The 14626-nt window shown below is 45.6% G+C and carries 10 protein-coding genes and 1 tRNA gene; 2 read left to right on the top strand and 9 right to left on the bottom strand.

Going from position 1 to position 14626, the window contains the following annotated elements; translation table 11 throughout:
- Positions 1-28: 28 nt before the first annotated feature.
- The 3 genes from rluF to F0265_RS09725 all read right to left on the bottom strand — a co-directional run bounded on the left by rluF (position 29) and on the right by F0265_RS09725 (position 2070).
- Positions 29-1063 (bottom strand): 23S rRNA pseudouridine(2604) synthase RluF, encoded by a 1035-nt coding sequence (rluF, locus tag F0265_RS09735; RefSeq protein WP_171748692.1) that lies wholly within the window; start codon positions 1061-1063, stop codon positions 29-31.
- Between the two features lie 128 nt (positions 1064-1191).
- Entirely contained in the window at positions 1192-1773 is a 582-nt protein-coding gene (gene smrA / locus F0265_RS09730) for a DNA endonuclease SmrA (protein WP_006959604.1), read from the bottom strand.
- Between the two features lie 156 nt (positions 1774-1929).
- The gene (locus F0265_RS09725) at positions 1930-2070 is read right to left on the bottom strand and encodes a DUF3149 domain-containing protein (RefSeq protein ID WP_006959603.1); all 141 of its coding nucleotides are present in this window, start codon (positions 2068-2070) and stop codon (positions 1930-1932) included.
- A 262-nt stretch (positions 2071-2332) separates the two neighbouring features.
- On the opposite strand from F0265_RS09725, the gene F0265_RS09720 reads away from it, so the two are divergent.
- Positions 2333-2409: transfer RNA gene (locus F0265_RS09720), tRNA-Pro, on the top strand.
- 289 nt (positions 2410-2698) lie between these two features.
- Here the strand turns inward: F0265_RS09720 and F0265_RS09715 are convergent.
- Positions 2699-3568: a TraB/GumN family protein gene (locus F0265_RS09715; RefSeq protein WP_171748691.1), complete on the bottom strand. Its 870-nt coding sequence runs from the start codon at positions 3566-3568 to the stop codon at positions 2699-2701.
- Between the two features lie 402 nt (positions 3569-3970).
- Between F0265_RS09715 and F0265_RS09710 the strand changes: the two genes are divergently transcribed.
- Entirely contained in the window at positions 3971-6622 is a 2652-nt protein-coding gene (locus F0265_RS09710) for a beta-N-acetylhexosaminidase (RefSeq protein ID WP_171748690.1), read from the top strand.
- An 84-nt stretch (positions 6623-6706) separates the two neighbouring features.
- On the opposite strand, the gene F0265_RS09705 is transcribed toward F0265_RS09710, so the two are convergent.
- The 5 genes from F0265_RS09705 to nagA all read right to left on the bottom strand — a co-directional run bounded on the left by F0265_RS09705 (position 6707) and on the right by nagA (position 14364).
- Positions 6707-8098, bottom strand: a complete 1392-nt coding sequence (locus F0265_RS09705; RefSeq protein WP_171748689.1) for a peptide MFS transporter — start codon at positions 8096-8098, stop codon at positions 6707-6709.
- 352 nt (positions 8099-8450) lie between these two features.
- Positions 8451-10115: an asparagine synthase B gene (gene asnB, locus F0265_RS09700; RefSeq protein ID WP_043007154.1), complete on the bottom strand. Its 1665-nt coding sequence runs from the start codon at positions 10113-10115 to the stop codon at positions 8451-8453.
- Positions 10116-10343: 228 nt separating this feature from the next.
- Complete coding sequence (locus F0265_RS09695) at positions 10344-11930, bottom strand: cation:proton antiporter family protein (RefSeq protein WP_171748688.1); 1587 nt, start codon at positions 11928-11930, stop codon at positions 10344-10346.
- An 80-nt stretch (positions 11931-12010) separates the two neighbouring features.
- On the bottom strand, positions 12011-13225 hold the full coding sequence (locus tag F0265_RS09690; RefSeq protein ID WP_006959596.1) for an ROK family protein: 1215 nt from the start codon (positions 13223-13225) through the stop codon (positions 12011-12013).
- A 2-nt stretch (positions 13226-13227) separates the two neighbouring features.
- Entirely contained in the window at positions 13228-14364 is a 1137-nt protein-coding gene (gene nagA / locus F0265_RS09685; protein WP_171748687.1) for an N-acetylglucosamine-6-phosphate deacetylase, read from the bottom strand.
- Positions 14365-14626 lie beyond the last annotated feature (262 nt).

Here is a 14626-nt window from a genome sequence, read left to right as displayed (position 1 = left end):
TTTTTTACGATCATGTTGCGCTAAACGATTATTTCTTCAAACTTAATGTACCGCCTGTACGGGGCTTGTTCGATGGTCGCTGAGCGGGTTTATCCGACTTTGGCTTATAGACGCTTTTGCCTTTGTTGGTGCTCGGCTTAGGTTTGGAATCGGATTTTCCTCCACGCCCTTTTTTCGAATTAGGGGCATGGCGAAATTCTTCGGCATTTTTGCCTTTGAAGGTGCGCTGCTTTTGATTACGGCGAGCTTTCGACTCCTGATTTTCTTCACGACTGTCAAATAGCTTGGCGTCAGTCGCTTTGCGAATGTTACGACCGTGTGCATCCACTTTTGAAGCGTCTTCCGTTCCACTTGATGACTCACACATAGCGAGAATTTCTCCGATCTCGTCGTCGCTTAGATAGCGCCATTGACCGTTCGGGATTCCATCAAGGGTGATGTTCATAATGCGAACACGACGAAGCTTGAAGACTTCGTAACCCAGAGCTTCACACATACGACGGATTTGTCGGTTCAGGCCTTGAGTGAGAACAATGCGGAAAGAAAACTTAGTTTCTTTACTGACTTTACACGGAAGCGTTGTGGTATCGAGGATATCCACACCCGAGCTCATTTTTTTGATGAACTGTTCGGTAATCGGTTTATCGACACGAACAACATACTCTTTTTCGTGATTGTTGCCGGCACGGAGGATCTTATTGACGATATCACCGTCACTGGTCAGAAAGATCAAGCCATCAGAAGGTTTGTCTAGGCGGCCGATAGGGAAGATACGCTTCTTGTGGCCGATAAAATCGACAATGTTGCCTGGGATATCACGTTCAGTGGTACAGGTGATGCCAGTCGGCTTATTCAAAGCGATATAAACAGGCTTGTCTGTTGCAGCGCTGATCGGCTTATCATCAACGCAAACATCGTCGCCCGGTAAAACTTTAGTGCCCATTTCAGGGACTTTGCCATTAATCGTGACACGACCCTGTTCAATCAGGCGGTCGGCTTCGCGGCGTGAGCAAAAGCCTGTCTCACTAATGAATTTGTTTAAGCGTTTGGCATCTTGTGACATGTTGTTCTCTCTAACGTTTCACAACGGCATTAATCTAAAAATGAAAAAGCAGCCCGTTAGGCTGCCTGAACATTCTAGCACTGTTATGCCATCTGAGTAAGTTTAATATTATTTAGAAGATATCTTGGTTAACCAAGACGCTTTTGATGACGTTCTCGGTTTTCGAGTTTCTTATCTGAACTTTTGCGCAGCATGACATAAACGGCGCCGCTGCCACCATGAAAGCGCTGTGCACTATGAACGCATTGTACGTCGCGAATTTGCTCTAACCATTGTGCTACATAGCTTTTCATTAGGGCTGGTGGATTAGATTTCTCACCACGGCCGTGAACGATGACGACCGTTCTGATATCCATTTTTATGCACTGTTTGAGGAATTTAACCACTTCATCCCGAGCTTCTTTCAAGGTGCGGCGGTGCAAATCAAGACGAGCTTGGATGGGGTACTTGCCCAAGCGTAATTTTCGGTAGACGCCTTCCTGAACACCATCTCGCTTAAACTCGATGAGATCTTCGGGCTTAAGCATGGGAGCATGGTCTACTGACAAATATTCTGGGTCATCTTCGGTTAACCAGATAGCGGCTTCGCGTTTAGCAAGCTGTGCTTCAGTGACCTTATGGTGTTTTTTATGTTCGGTTGTATCTTGTTTGATTGGTGTTACGTCACCCATCATTTCTTGGAACAAAGCGAAATCATCATCGTGAGACATAACAGCATCTCAGAGTAGGGAATCAGTAACCTTATTATACCTATGGCAGCCAATAATGGTGCAGAGATTTAGGCCACTGAAAATAAAAAACCGAAGTAGACAGAGAATCTACTTCGGTGCATAGCGATACTCTATTCGAAAATAGGGCTAAGCGATCTAGTGAGGAGATTTGTCGTTCATTACCTTGTAAATGAAGTAACCGCCATAAAAGAGCATAAGACCTAAAGCCCCAAAGATGACTAGCATCGAAGATAGTCCAACTGCATTACCAAACAGGAGATTCAGCCAAAAGTCCATGTTTCCTCCAAATCCAAAATAGTGATGACATGGACTAAATTAATAGACGGTTACAATACCGGCACTGATCTGGATCAATTGTATGGTTTTGGTTGCGTATTTGTTTCTTGTGCTGTGTTTGTGCTCACATTTTATCACCCGTTGGTGGTGTTTTAGTCAAACAAGCCTAAATGTAAAAAAACTTAGTAAAATGGCTTGCGTTAACGATCAGAATCCGTAATATACGCCTTCGTTGACGGGCAATCAGCTCGAAGAAACATCTCGGTGAATAGCGCAGCTTGGTAGCGCATCTGGTTTGGGACCAGAGGGTCGGGGGTTCGAATCCCTCTTCACCGACCATATATAGAGAAAAGCTCTGCAGAAATGCAGAGCTTTTTTCGTTTATAAGATTTGCAACCAGAGAGCCGAGGGCTGGAGCGTCAGTCCGATCGAATCCCTCTTCACCGACCACATTAAGAAAGCCTGCTTCTAAAGCAGGCTTTCGTCGTTTTAGAGCATAGGTAATAGGATTACAACCCAAGTGGGGTTCGTCTGATATTAGAACCTGGTTCTTCACGACCATATAGTAAGAAATCCCGCTATTTGAGCGGGCTTTCTCGTTTCAACAGCAGACTTATTGCTGCAACGACTAATACTCAAACTCGCAGTTTGCGGCCTTACTCTGCGAAAGCTGTGAGATCTTAAAACCACTATCTTTGAGTAAGTTCAAAACACTTTGCTCACCAATCAGATGTAATGCACCGACAACCATCACGTAAGAGCCCTTGCGTTTAGGTGACCAGCTTGGTTCTGACAGTTGTTTCGCCCAGTTGATGTTTCTCTGGGTCATAAAACTCTGTTCAAACTCTGGCGACATTTCTGTCAGGCTGGCGAATTCATTTAATTTATCCAAATCACCCGCTTTCCAACTTTCTATCAGACAGTGAGTGGCATCTTCTGAGTGGTCAAACTCTTCAATAGCGCTAACCAATAGCTCTTTACCCGCTTCTTTTTGCCCTGTGAGTAAATCAATCTGAAACTGAAGCGATTCCAAACTAATAACGGGAATGTCTTGGACAGTAGCTTTGTACATCAAATGAGTATCGATGCCATAAGCAGCCTGGTAGCCGAGGTACTCGATTTGTTTCATCTGCAATGCGAGCGCGGTTGCCCATGGCGGGGACAGCATCAACTGTTGTTGGTCCATGTTAAGTAGATTAGCTATCCCTTTAAGCTCGCTCTGCTGTGTTGGGCTCAGGACATCTTTGGTCAATAACGTTACGGGCGGGTAGCTGACCCCCTGTGTTTTGCGTATGTCTGTTTCCATGATTAACCCGTCACTGGACTTAAGCCGCTCAGTGATTGTTTGAGGCAGTGGGTACATGCTTTCATCTCCGACATGCACTGAACCCAGAATTAAATAGTTGAGTTTCCCCTTCTGAGCCTGCCAGTAGAGAGGTTCTGCTACAGAGGAGGTTGAGATGGCCAGAGTCAGAAACAGTAGACAAAATATATACATAGGGTCTGTCGCCTTACGGAAAATTTGTTGAAATGGTTAGGTTTTGACGTGGTTTAACGAGAGCAAACTGCGCCTAAAATCACACTTTTCTATTTTACATCCTAGCTTAGCGTAATCGGACGAACGCTGTCGTGTGATCTAAGTCTTAATTCATTTGCTTCGGCTATGAATAGGTGCGATCCAATTCTCAGTAATACCGTCAAATGATTTATGTTGATTTTAACGTTGATTTTAAGTTTTTGTTTTTAAATATCATTTTGTTTTTATAAATCTTGAGTTTTGAACACGATCACTTTCGCTATGGTTTAATTTTACGACTAAAAATAAATCGCGATATGTTGTTTCTATTCTTAGTTTTCGAGCTGACTTTTTCGGCTCAATTTACGTGTTGGGGTAAGTAGGATGTTTAAACAGAGTCTGATCGCGGTATCGGTTGTCGCATCACTAGCAGGTTGCTCTGCGTTTCAATCTAATGAGCAAAGTGTCGTTAATTCGCTCGCTAGTAATCTTGATATTCAATATGAAGTAATCACTAACCACGGTGCTAATGAAGGCCTTACATGTCAAGAAATGGGGGCTGAGTGGGCGTCTTGTAACAAGGTAAACATGACGCTGGTTAACCAAGGCGAAGCGGTTGACTCTAAAGACTGGGCTATTTACTTCCACAGCATTCGTCTGATTTTGGATGTTGAAAACGAGCAATTTAAAATCTCTCGCGTAACGGGTGACCTACACAAACTAGAACCGACCGATAAGTTTGATGGTTTTGCTGTGGGTGAAGAGGTTGTGCTTCCTCTTGTTGCTGAATACTGGCAGTTATTTGAAACTGACTTTATGCCAGGCGCTTTCGTCGCTGCACCAAATGCAGAGCCTAAGATGATTGCTTCTCTTAACACAGAAGACGTTGCCTCTTTTGTGACTGGCCTTGAAGGTAAGCACCTAAAACGTACGCCAGAAGACAACAACGTATTTGCTAACGCTGTGTCTCGTTTCGAGAAGAACGAAGACCTAGCAAAACAAGACGTATCAACCACGTTACTACCAACGCCAATGTCTGTTGAAGCAGGTGAAGGTACGGTAGATATCGCGGCGGGTATTGCGCTGCCTAAAGACGCATTCGATGCGACTCAATACGCAGCAATTCAAGATCGTGCAGAAGTGGTAGGTGTGGATGTTCAAGGCTCCCTTCCTGTAAGCATCACTGTTGTTCCTGCAGACTTCACCGGTGAATTAGCAAAATCTGGTGCTTACGAAATGAGCATCAAAGGCGACGGTATTGCGATTAAAGCGTTTGACCAAGCAGGTGCTTTCTACGCAGTACAATCTATCTTTGGCCTGGTAGATAGCCAAAATGCTGATTCTCTACCACAACTGTCTATTAAAGATGCACCGCGTTTTGATTACCGTGGCGTGATGGTGGACGTGGCTCGTAACTTCCACTCTAAAGACGCAATCCTTGCAACGCTTGACCAAATGGCAGCGTACAAGATGAACAAACTACACCTTCACCTAACAGATGATGAAGGCTGGCGTATAGAAATCCCGGGTCTGCCTGAGCTGACTGAAGTGGGTGCTAACCGTTGTTTCGATTTGGAAGAGAAAAGCTGTTTACTGCCTCAGCTTGGCTCAGGTGCAACGACAGACAACTTTGGTTCTGGCTTCTTCAGCAAAGCAGACTACGTGGACATCTTGAAGTACGCGAAAGCGCGTAACATCGAAGTGATTCCTGAAATTGATATGCCAGCGCACGCTCGTGCAGCAGTGGTATCAATGGAAGCACGTTACGACCGCCTAATGGAAGAAGGTAAAGAAGCACAAGCGAACGAATACCGATTGATGGATCCTCAAGATACATCGAACGTAACCACGGTTCAGTTCTATAACAAGCAAAGCTTCATCAACCCATGTATGGAATCTTCAACTCGCTTTGTTGATAAAGTAATTTCAGAAGTGGCAGCAATGCACGCCGAGGCTGGTGCGCCGCTAACCACATGGCACTTTGGTGGTGACGAAGCGAAGAACATCAAGCTAGGTGCTGGTTTCCAAGATGTGAACGCTGAAGACAAAGTCAGCTGGAAAGGCACGATTGACCTATCTAAGCAAGACAAGCCATTCGCACAGTCTCCACAATGTCAGACGCTAATTACAGACGGTTCGGTAAGTGACTTTGCTCATCTACCAAGCCACTTTGCAGAAGAAGTGTCTAAGATTGTGGCTGAGAAGGGCATTCCAAACTTCCAAGCTTGGCAAGATGGCCTCAAGTACAGTGAAGGTGAGAAAGCGTTCGCTACAGAAAACACTCGTGTTAACTTCTGGGACGTTCTTTACTGGGGTGGCACATCATCAGTGTACGAGTGGTCTAAGAAAGGTTACGAGGTGATCGTGTCTAACCCAGACTACGTTTACATGGATATGCCATACGAAGTGGATCCGAAAGAGCGTGGTTACTACTGGGCAACACGTGCAACAGACACTCGTAAGATGTTTAGTTTTGCGCCAGAGAACATGCCTCAGAACGCAGAAACCTCTGTAGACCGCGATGGCAACGGCTTCACTGGTAAAGGTGAAATCGAAGCGAAACCTTTCTACGGTCTATCAGCACAGCTTTGGTCTGAGACGGTACGTAACGATGAGCAACACGAGTACATGGTATTCCCTCGCGTACTAGCAGTGGCTGAGCGTGCGTGGCACCGTGCAGATTGGGAAAACGACTACAAAGTTGGTGCAGAGTATTCTCTAGAGACAAACCTAGTAGACAAAGCAGCGCTAAACCAAGACTACAACCGCTTTGCGAACATACTTGGTCAACGTGAACTGGCTAAGCTAGAAAAATCAGGTATCGACTATCGCCTACCTGTACCAGGTGCGAAAGTAGAAGATGGAACGCTTTCAATGAACGTTCAGTTCCCTGGCGTGAAGCTTCAATACTCTCTTGACGGCAAGAACTGGCTAACTTACGCAGACAATGCTCGTCCAAATGTGAAAGGTGAAGTGTTTATCCGCTCTGTATCTGCGACAGGCGAGAAGACAAGCCGCGTGACTAGCGTGAAATGATTTCTCTCCCTTTCCGATAGAGGGAAAAGCAAACAAAAACGCCCGGCCACTGATTGGCGGGCGTTTTTTTATCTGAAGCTGCGATTAAGCGACTTGAGTTTGCTGCTCTTCGATTTGCTCAGCATTGCTGATTGGCGATTCTGCGCCGTGCATCCATCGAACCAGTGTGTTTGAGAACAAGAGCAAAATGATACCAGATATGATCGCGGTTACCGCGATGCCACTAAAGATAGCGAATGCGCCAAGTTCGCCAACATGTGAGCCAACATAGCCAGCAACATAGTTAGCAATCGCATTACAGCCGAACCACGCGCCCATCATCAGAGAGGCCAGACGGAGTGGGGCTAACTTAGTCACTAATGACAAACCGATTGGAGACAAGCAAAGCTCACCGAGGGTATGGAAGAAGAAAGCGCCAACTAGCCATAGCATGGAGGTTTTGACAGTGGTGTCGCCACCTTGCTCCATCACGGCACCGACCATACATAGGAAGCCAAGTGCGAGGAAGAACATAGCGAGGGCAAATTTGACAGGTGAGTTAGGTTCACGTTTACCCAGCTTAACCCAAAGCACCGCAAGCAAAGGAGCAAGTGTAATGATGAAGAATGGGTTGAGGGATTGGAACCAAGCCGCAGGCACTTCAAAGCCGCCAATCATACGATCTGTGTACTGCTGGGTGTAGATGTTCATCAGGCCACCCGCCTGCTCAAAACCAGCCCAGAAGACAATAGTGAACAGGCTCATCACCAAAATAACTTTGATGCGGTCAAATTCTTCTTTCGTCAGTGGCTCTTTTTTAGAGGACTTTTTGATTGCCAAATCTCGCTTAGCCGCAGGTTCACGGCCAATGTCTCCAAGCCATGACTGAGCAAGAGTCATCTGCATAACCAGGCTAATGAGCATACCGATGCCCGCGACAATAAAGCCAGATTTCCAACCAAATTCATCGGTAACAGAACCTGCAATGACGCCCGCTAGTAGCGCACCTAAGTTGATGCCCATGTAGAAAATGGTAAATGCACCATCGCGACGATTGTCGCCTTCCTGGTACAGGTCACCCACCATCGTTGAGATGTTTGGCTTAAATAGGCCATTACCTGCAATTAAAAGCGCAAGGCCGAGGTAAAAGGTGTGTACAGTGCCTAGCCCCAACATATCTGCTGGCATCGCTAAGGTGAACTGGCCGACAGCCATTAAAGCGCCACCAATAAGAATAGAGCGGCGTTGTCCGAGGTAGTTATCGGCTAGCCATCCGCCAATAAGTGGAGTGATGTAAACGAGTCCAGTATAGATGCCGTAGAGATCCAAAGCATCTTTAGTCGACCAGCCTAAACCACCGTCAAGTGTTGCATCTGTAAGGTAAAGAACAAGGATTGCACGCATTGCATAGTAGGAAAAGCGCTCCCAAAGCTCGGTACCGAACAAAAGGAATAGGCCACGAGGGTGGCCAAAAAATTGTTGATGTTGGTTTGTCATAAGTATTACTAATGATTGTTATTAAAGAATTTTATTTGTTGTTACGTATACTCCTTAGTGGATATATCTGCAATGGCTTGGATTATGAGCTTTATTTATGATTTACCCCTAAGTTGCTGATATAAAAGAGGTATTTTTTGGATTGTTTAAAAAATGACGTGCTACAAACTTAGTTTCCAAAATCGAGGTTATTATTTTTACAATACGCTGTCATATTAGAAAGCAAACAGAAGTAGGTGGTGCTGAGAGAAGGCGATTGGGAAGTGAGCAAACGGGTTGTGCTTCAGTGATTGAATACGTTTGTAGTGCAATAAAAAAGAGGCTCAATGAGCCTCTCTTGAATTTATCTTGATTAATATGAGTCGTTATGAACACTTTGTACAGCACGACCTGATGGGTCAGCCATGTTCTTGAATGACTCGTCCCATTCAATCGCCTTCGCTGAAGAACAAGCTACTGATGGGCCACCAGGGACACATTCTGCCGCTGATGGAAGTGGGAATAGCTCTTCAAAGATTTCACGGTACACGTAGCCTTCTTTTGTGGTCGGCGTGTTGTACGGGAAGCGGTAGGCAGCCGTTTCCATTTGCTGGTCAGAGACTTTTGCTTCAGCCACTTCTTTGAGTGTATCGATCCAGCTGTATCCGACACCATCAGAGAACTGCTCTTTCTGACGCCATGCGATTGAATCTGGTAGGTAGTGTTCGAAACACTCGCGCAGGATGTGTTTCTCCATCTTACCGTTACCACACATCTTGTCTTCTGGGTTCAGGCGCATTGCCACATCGATAAATTCTTTATCTAGGAAAGGCACTCGACCTTCAACGCCCCATGCCGCAAGTGATTTGTTCGCACGTGCACAGTCGAACATGTTGAGAGCAAGCAGCTTACGCACCGTCTCTTCGTGGAACTCTTTCGCGTTTGGCGCCTTGTGGAAGTAGAGGTAACCACCGAAAATTTCATCGGCACCTTCACCAGAAAGCACCATCTTGATGCCCATTGCTTTGATCTTACGACCCATTAGGAACATAGGCGTAGAAGCACGGATGGTTGTTACATCATAGGTTTCAATATGGTAAATAACGTCACGGATGGCATCGAGACCTTCTTGAATCGTGTAAGTCATCTCATGGTGAACCGTACCGATCTTGTCTGCGACTTCACGGGCTGCTTTTAGATCTGGAGCGCCTTCAAGGCCTACCGCAAACGAGTGGAGTTGCGGCCACCATGCTTCTGATTTTTCATCGTCTTCAATACGCATTGCAGCAAAGCGCTTAGCAACCGCAGAAGTGATCGATGAATCTAGACCGCCTGAAAGTAGCACACCATAAGGTACGTCAGTCATGAGCTGGCGCTTAACTGCAGCTTCAAGTGCTTCAGTCAGTTCTTCTTTGCTGGTGGAGTTACCTTGGACTGCAGCGTACTCATTCCAGTCACGGATGTAGTAGCGTTGAGGCTCTGCATCACCACTGCCGTAGTAACAACCAGGAGGGAACTCGCTGACGGTTTTACATACTGGCACCAGTGCTTTCATTTCAGAAGCAACATAGTAGTTACCGTGCTCATCGTAACCTTGGTAAAGAGGAATGATACCAATGTGGTCGCGACCAACGAGATACGTGTCTTTTTCCTCATCGTACAGAACGAATGCGAAAATTCCGTTGAGTTCTTCAAGAAGGTCGGCGCCCATCTCTTGGTAAAGTGCTAGAATGACTTCACAGTCAGAGTCGGTTTGAAAATCGTACTTACCTTCATAGCGAGCACGGATTTCTTTGTGGTTGTAGATTTCACCGTTTACAGCAAGGATGTGTTTCTTATCGGCGCTGTACAGCGGCTGTGCACCACTGTTCAAGCCGACAATGGCTAAACGTTCGTGAGCTAGAATTGCTTTTTCTGAAGAGTAGATACCTGACCAGTCAGGGCCACGATGACGAAGTTTCTTAGACATTTCCAGCGCTACAGGGCGAAGAGCTTGAGCGTCACTTTTGATGTCTAGAATACCGAAGATAGAACACATACAACTTCCTTATAAACCTTATTTAATCTGCTGACTTCAATTTGCCATTTTGATTAAAAAAATCAACAGTCACTGATGAAAAAGTTTAACTAACAAGGTTGTTGTTAAATTTTATCTAATATTGACCTTGGTCTGGTGAATGAAATCTATGTTTGGTTTGTTTTTTGAACGATTTTAGGTGTCAGTAAAGAAAAAGGCAGCGTGAGCGCTGCCTTTATAAAACAGAAATTAGGGGGTATTGAAGGTTGGTTTAAGCTGTTCACACACATGTCGAGCAAAACCGCTGCCCGCTTCACTGTAGATGTTGAACGCAGCGTCAACGCCTCCCTCATTCAGGCTTTCGAGCTGGTCAGGATAGGCAGCAATAGCAGCAATCTGTCCTTTAAACTCTTTTTTCTGTAACTGCTCTAGTGCAATTTGGTTCCCTTGGTGATGAGGCATAGCGAGAAGCACTAATTTTACGTTGGCGGTATCGAGAATACGCTCCCAAAAGTCTGGGTCGGTCGCATCACCTGCAATGACGTTACGGCCCTCCGCTTGATGCTGGAGTGCTGCATCGTCTCTCACCTCGATGCCTAAGCTAATTTTGCCGTAGCGCGCACGCAGCTCATCGTAGGCACCTGTGCCAATGCGTCCCATGCCGAGAATAAGCACTTGCGCATTCCCCGGATTGATAAGCTGATCTCGTGTGTGGAGCTTTTCTGCTGCATGCTCTTTTAACCAACGGCCAGAGCGGCGGTATAACTCGTGACCTTTACGATTAAGTGGTGATGCCAGAACAAAGGAAATCGAGACTGCCAGTGCTAAAGCGACCAGTATGTCGCCTCCCATCCAGCCCATTTTAAAGGCCAGTCCACCTACGATCAGGCCAAATTCACTAAAGTTAAATAGGCTCAAGGTGGTCAAAAGTGAGGTCCTGACGCGGAATTTAAACGCGTTGAGTACCACAAAGTACAGGATGCCTTTCAAAGGCAGTAATAGCAGGAACAAGATTGCTAAAGCAAAACCTGACATGGTTGGCTGTTCTGCGAGTCCGATATTAAGGAAGAAACAGACTAGGAACAGTTCTTTCAAGTTAAATAGCGATTTGGACAGCTCAGAGGCCTTATGGTGCCCAGCGAGAAGCATACCCAGAATCAGAGCGCCCAAATCAGGTTTCATGCCTACAAGCTCGAATAAACCAGCTCCTACGACAAGTGCAAAGAAAATACCGAATAGGACCAACATTTCACCGTGGCCAACCCAGTCGAGCATCTTATAAAAGGCAGGGCGCAATAAAGGCAGAGCAAAGAGAGTAATGGCATACCACTCAGGTAGCTTGCCAGTTGATGCTGTCAGGAAGACTACTGCGAAGATGTCCTGCATGACCAGAATGCCAATGGCCATCGTACCGTAGGTTGAGTTCATTTCGCCTTTTTCTTGCAGTGACTTAACGGCAAATACAGTACTGGAGAAAGAGAGAGCGAAACCAAGCAACAATAATTGCTCAATTGACATGCTGGCTAGGGAGCTGACACCGAGAAACTTAAAACAGAATAGGGCGGCGCTAAATAATAGGGTAGATAAGAGGTTATGTAGCGTTGCACCTGCCCAAATTTCTTTAGACAACAGGGTTTTGATATCGAGCTTTAATCCAATAGTGAACAACAGCAAAGTGACGCCAAGATCAGCCAATGTCACTATAGTGTCGTTACTCTCGAAGCCGACAGCATGCAAGCCAAAACCAGCTAGCAAGAAGCCAACCAAAGGCGGCAAGTTGCATTTGAGCGTTATGAATCCGGCCAGAAATGCGGCAGAGATTAAGATGAGTTCCATATGATTCTTATTCTTGTCCTAATAAAAAACGGGCTACATATTGTAACCCGTTATTGTAACTCAACTGATTGCTTACTAGATCAATCTTCGAGCAATTTTTGTAACAAAACGCCGTTAAGCATCGCACGTTTTATCATTGCAAACGCGCCAATGGTCGGCTGCTTGTCAATTTCTGAAGCCACAATAGGCAGGCCGCTGTGGAAGGTGGTCAGTGATTGGTTTTCCACGTTGCGACGAATCGCTGGAAAGATAATCTCTTCGCAGCGAGTGATGTCCCCTGCGATAACAATTTTCTGCGGATTGAACAAGTTGATCGTGATAGCAATCGCCTTACCGAGCTGATTGCCAACACGAACTAAGCTTTGCTTAGATAACTCATCACCCATATTGGCATGGTCACAAACGTCTTGGATGGTGATGGTTTCGAGCTCGGTCAAACTTGATTCATAACCCTGCTTGATCAACTTATTCACTCGATCAACGATCGCCGGGTTAGCGGCCACTGTTTCTAGGCATCCAAAGTTTCCGCACTGACATTGCTCACCAAGAGGGTCTATTTGAATATGACCAATTTCCCCGACATTGCGATTGAAGCCAAGGAAAACCTGACCATTAACGATGATACCTGCGCCAGTACCGCGGTGAACACTGACCAGGATTGAGTCTTGGCAATCTTTGCTGGCACCAAAGTAATGCTCAGCCAGTGCCATTCCGCGCACATCGTTACCGACGAAACATTGAACATGGAAGGTGTTTTCGATCAGCTCTGCTAACGCAAGGTTATCGATGCTGATATTCGGCATATATTCGACAACCCCAGTTTCAGGGTTGACTAGGCCAGGCAAGGCAACACCAATCGCAATCAACTGATTGATCACGGTTTGGTTAGATTGAATAAAACTTTTTAGGTGAGAAGTCAGACCGTCGACTAAGTCTTCTTGAGTGGTGTAGAAGAACTCTTGATATTCGGATACAAGTTCTTTGCCACCAAGGTTATACAAACTGAACTGAATATAATCGCGACCTAGACGCACTGCGACAGAATGAAAGGGTTCGACTTCTGTGGTTAGTGAGATTGCTCGGCGTCCGCCGGTAGAGGCTTGTTGAGCGACCTCCTTGATAAGGCCGCGCTCGAGTAGTTGGCGGGTAATTTTTGTAACGCTCGCAGGTGCCAACTGACTGACGTCAGCAACTTGGATTCGCGATATTGGCCCTTGCTGATCAATCAGCCGGTAAACTGCTGCGCTGTTTAGCTGTTTTACTAAGTCTACGTTACCTATTTGTCCGCCATTCATTCTTAACTTTGCTCGTATTGTCCATTAACAACCGTCGCCTGAACCTTGAAGTCACGATCAAATATGGCCAAATTTGCAACCATGCCTTGTTTAACTCGGCCTAGCTGTTCTTCGACCCCGATTGCTTTAGCGGGGTATAAGGTTGCCATACGAAGTGCTTCATCCAGAGCGATACCGACGTGCTCAACGGTGTTTTGTACTGCTTCTATCATTGTCAGTGCTGAGCCGCCTAGTGTGCCGTTTTCATCAACACACTTACCATCTCGGTAATATACTTTCTTACCAACAAAAATAAAGTAATCCATGTCAGCGCCTGCAGGAGCTGTGGCATCTGTCACTAATACTAATTTTTCGCCCTTAATTTTGTGAGCGATACGAATGTTTGCATAATCGACATGGAACCCGTCTGCGATGACTCCAGCATAGACATCAGGTGTGTCGTAAATAGCGCCAACTACGCCTGGTTCGCGGCCCACCATAGGGGTCATAGCGTTAAATAAATGTGTGGCAAACGTAATGCCTGACTCAAAGCCTTTCCTTGCTTCAGCATATGTCGCATTGGTGTGACCAATAGCAACGATGATGCCTGCTTCCTTAAGCTGTTGAATATGTTCTGGGGCGTTATGCTCAGGAGCCAGTGTAACCTTAGTGATAACATCTGCGTTTTCACAGATGAAGTTAATCATGTTGTCGTCAGAAGGGCGGATGTAATCCACACTGTGGATACCTTTTTTCATTACGTTTAAATATGGGCCTTCAAGGTGTAAACCCAGAGATTGGTTTTGGTACTGCGCATGATAATCGCGCGCGGCTGCAATCGCTTGGCGCATGTCTTCATCAGAGGATGTAATAAGAGTAGGTAAGTAACTGGTGCAACCCGACTTTAAGTTCGCCTTATGCATAACCTGCATTGTTTCAGCGGTGATTTCATCATTGAACATGACTCCGCCACAACCATTAAGTTGTAGGTCAATGAAGCCTGGGCTGACATTTGCGCCATTTAAATCAAGAGTTTCAAGGCCTTTAGGAAGGTCAGCTACCGGGCATACTGAATCTATCAGTTGGTCTTTGATGACTACTGCGTGGTCAACAAGTACGTCGTTGCCGGTGTAGATTTTACAGTTAGTTAGCGCATACATGGTTAGCTAATCCTTATAAGTTTGATTTTTAATACTTCTATTCGTCCAACTGAAACATTTACCACGTATCTTTATACTTTATTTGTGAGCTTCAATTAGGTCGCAAAATATCTTTAGCAAGCAGAAAATATTCTATATGAAATTAGTTTTATCCTCATCTAAGAGCCTGCTGAGTATAGAGATGATAACCGATATGAAATCTGGTAAACCCCTTGCTCTATCAGCGTGATGTTGATGAGTACACCTTAAGAATACCGTGAAT

Origin of the sequence: Vibrio sp. RE88 (genome assembly GCF_013113835.1) — a bacterium.
Classification (GTDB): Bacteria; Pseudomonadota; Gammaproteobacteria; order Enterobacterales; family Vibrionaceae; genus Vibrio.
The sequence above is the reverse complement of the archived record's forward strand: the minus strand, read 5'-3'. Positions and strand labels throughout refer to the sequence as shown.

Coding starts and splice junctions, on each gene's coding strand:
- rluF (WP_171748692.1), bottom strand. CDS start 1,063: ATGTCACAAGATGCCAAACGCTTAAACAAATTCATTAGTGAGACAGGC.
- smrA (WP_006959604.1), bottom strand. CDS start 1,773: ATGTCTCACGATGATGATTTCGCTTTGTTCCAAGAAATGATGGGTGAC.
- F0265_RS09725 (WP_006959603.1), bottom strand. CDS start 2,070: ATGGACTTTTGGCTGAATCTCCTGTTTGGTAATGCAGTTGGACTATCT.
- F0265_RS09715 (WP_171748691.1), bottom strand. CDS start 3,568: ATGTATATATTTTGTCTACTGTTTCTGACTCTGGCCATCTCAACCTCC.
- F0265_RS09710 (WP_171748690.1), top strand. CDS start 3,971: ATGTTTAAACAGAGTCTGATCGCGGTATCGGTTGTCGCATCACTAGCA.
- F0265_RS09705 (WP_171748689.1), bottom strand. CDS start 8,098: ATGACAAACCAACATCAACAATTTTTTGGCCACCCTCGTGGCCTATTC.
- asnB (WP_043007154.1), bottom strand. CDS start 10,115: ATGTGTTCTATCTTCGGTATTCTAGACATCAAAAGTGACGCTCAAGCT.
- F0265_RS09695 (WP_171748688.1), bottom strand. CDS start 11,930: ATGGAACTCATCTTAATCTCTGCCGCATTTCTGGCCGGATTCATAACG.
- F0265_RS09690 (WP_006959596.1), bottom strand. CDS start 13,225: ATGAATGGCGGACAAATAGGTAACGTAGACTTAGTAAAACAGCTAAAC.
- nagA (WP_171748687.1), bottom strand. CDS start 14,364: ATGTATGCGCTAACTAACTGTAAAATCTACACCGGCAACGACGTACTT.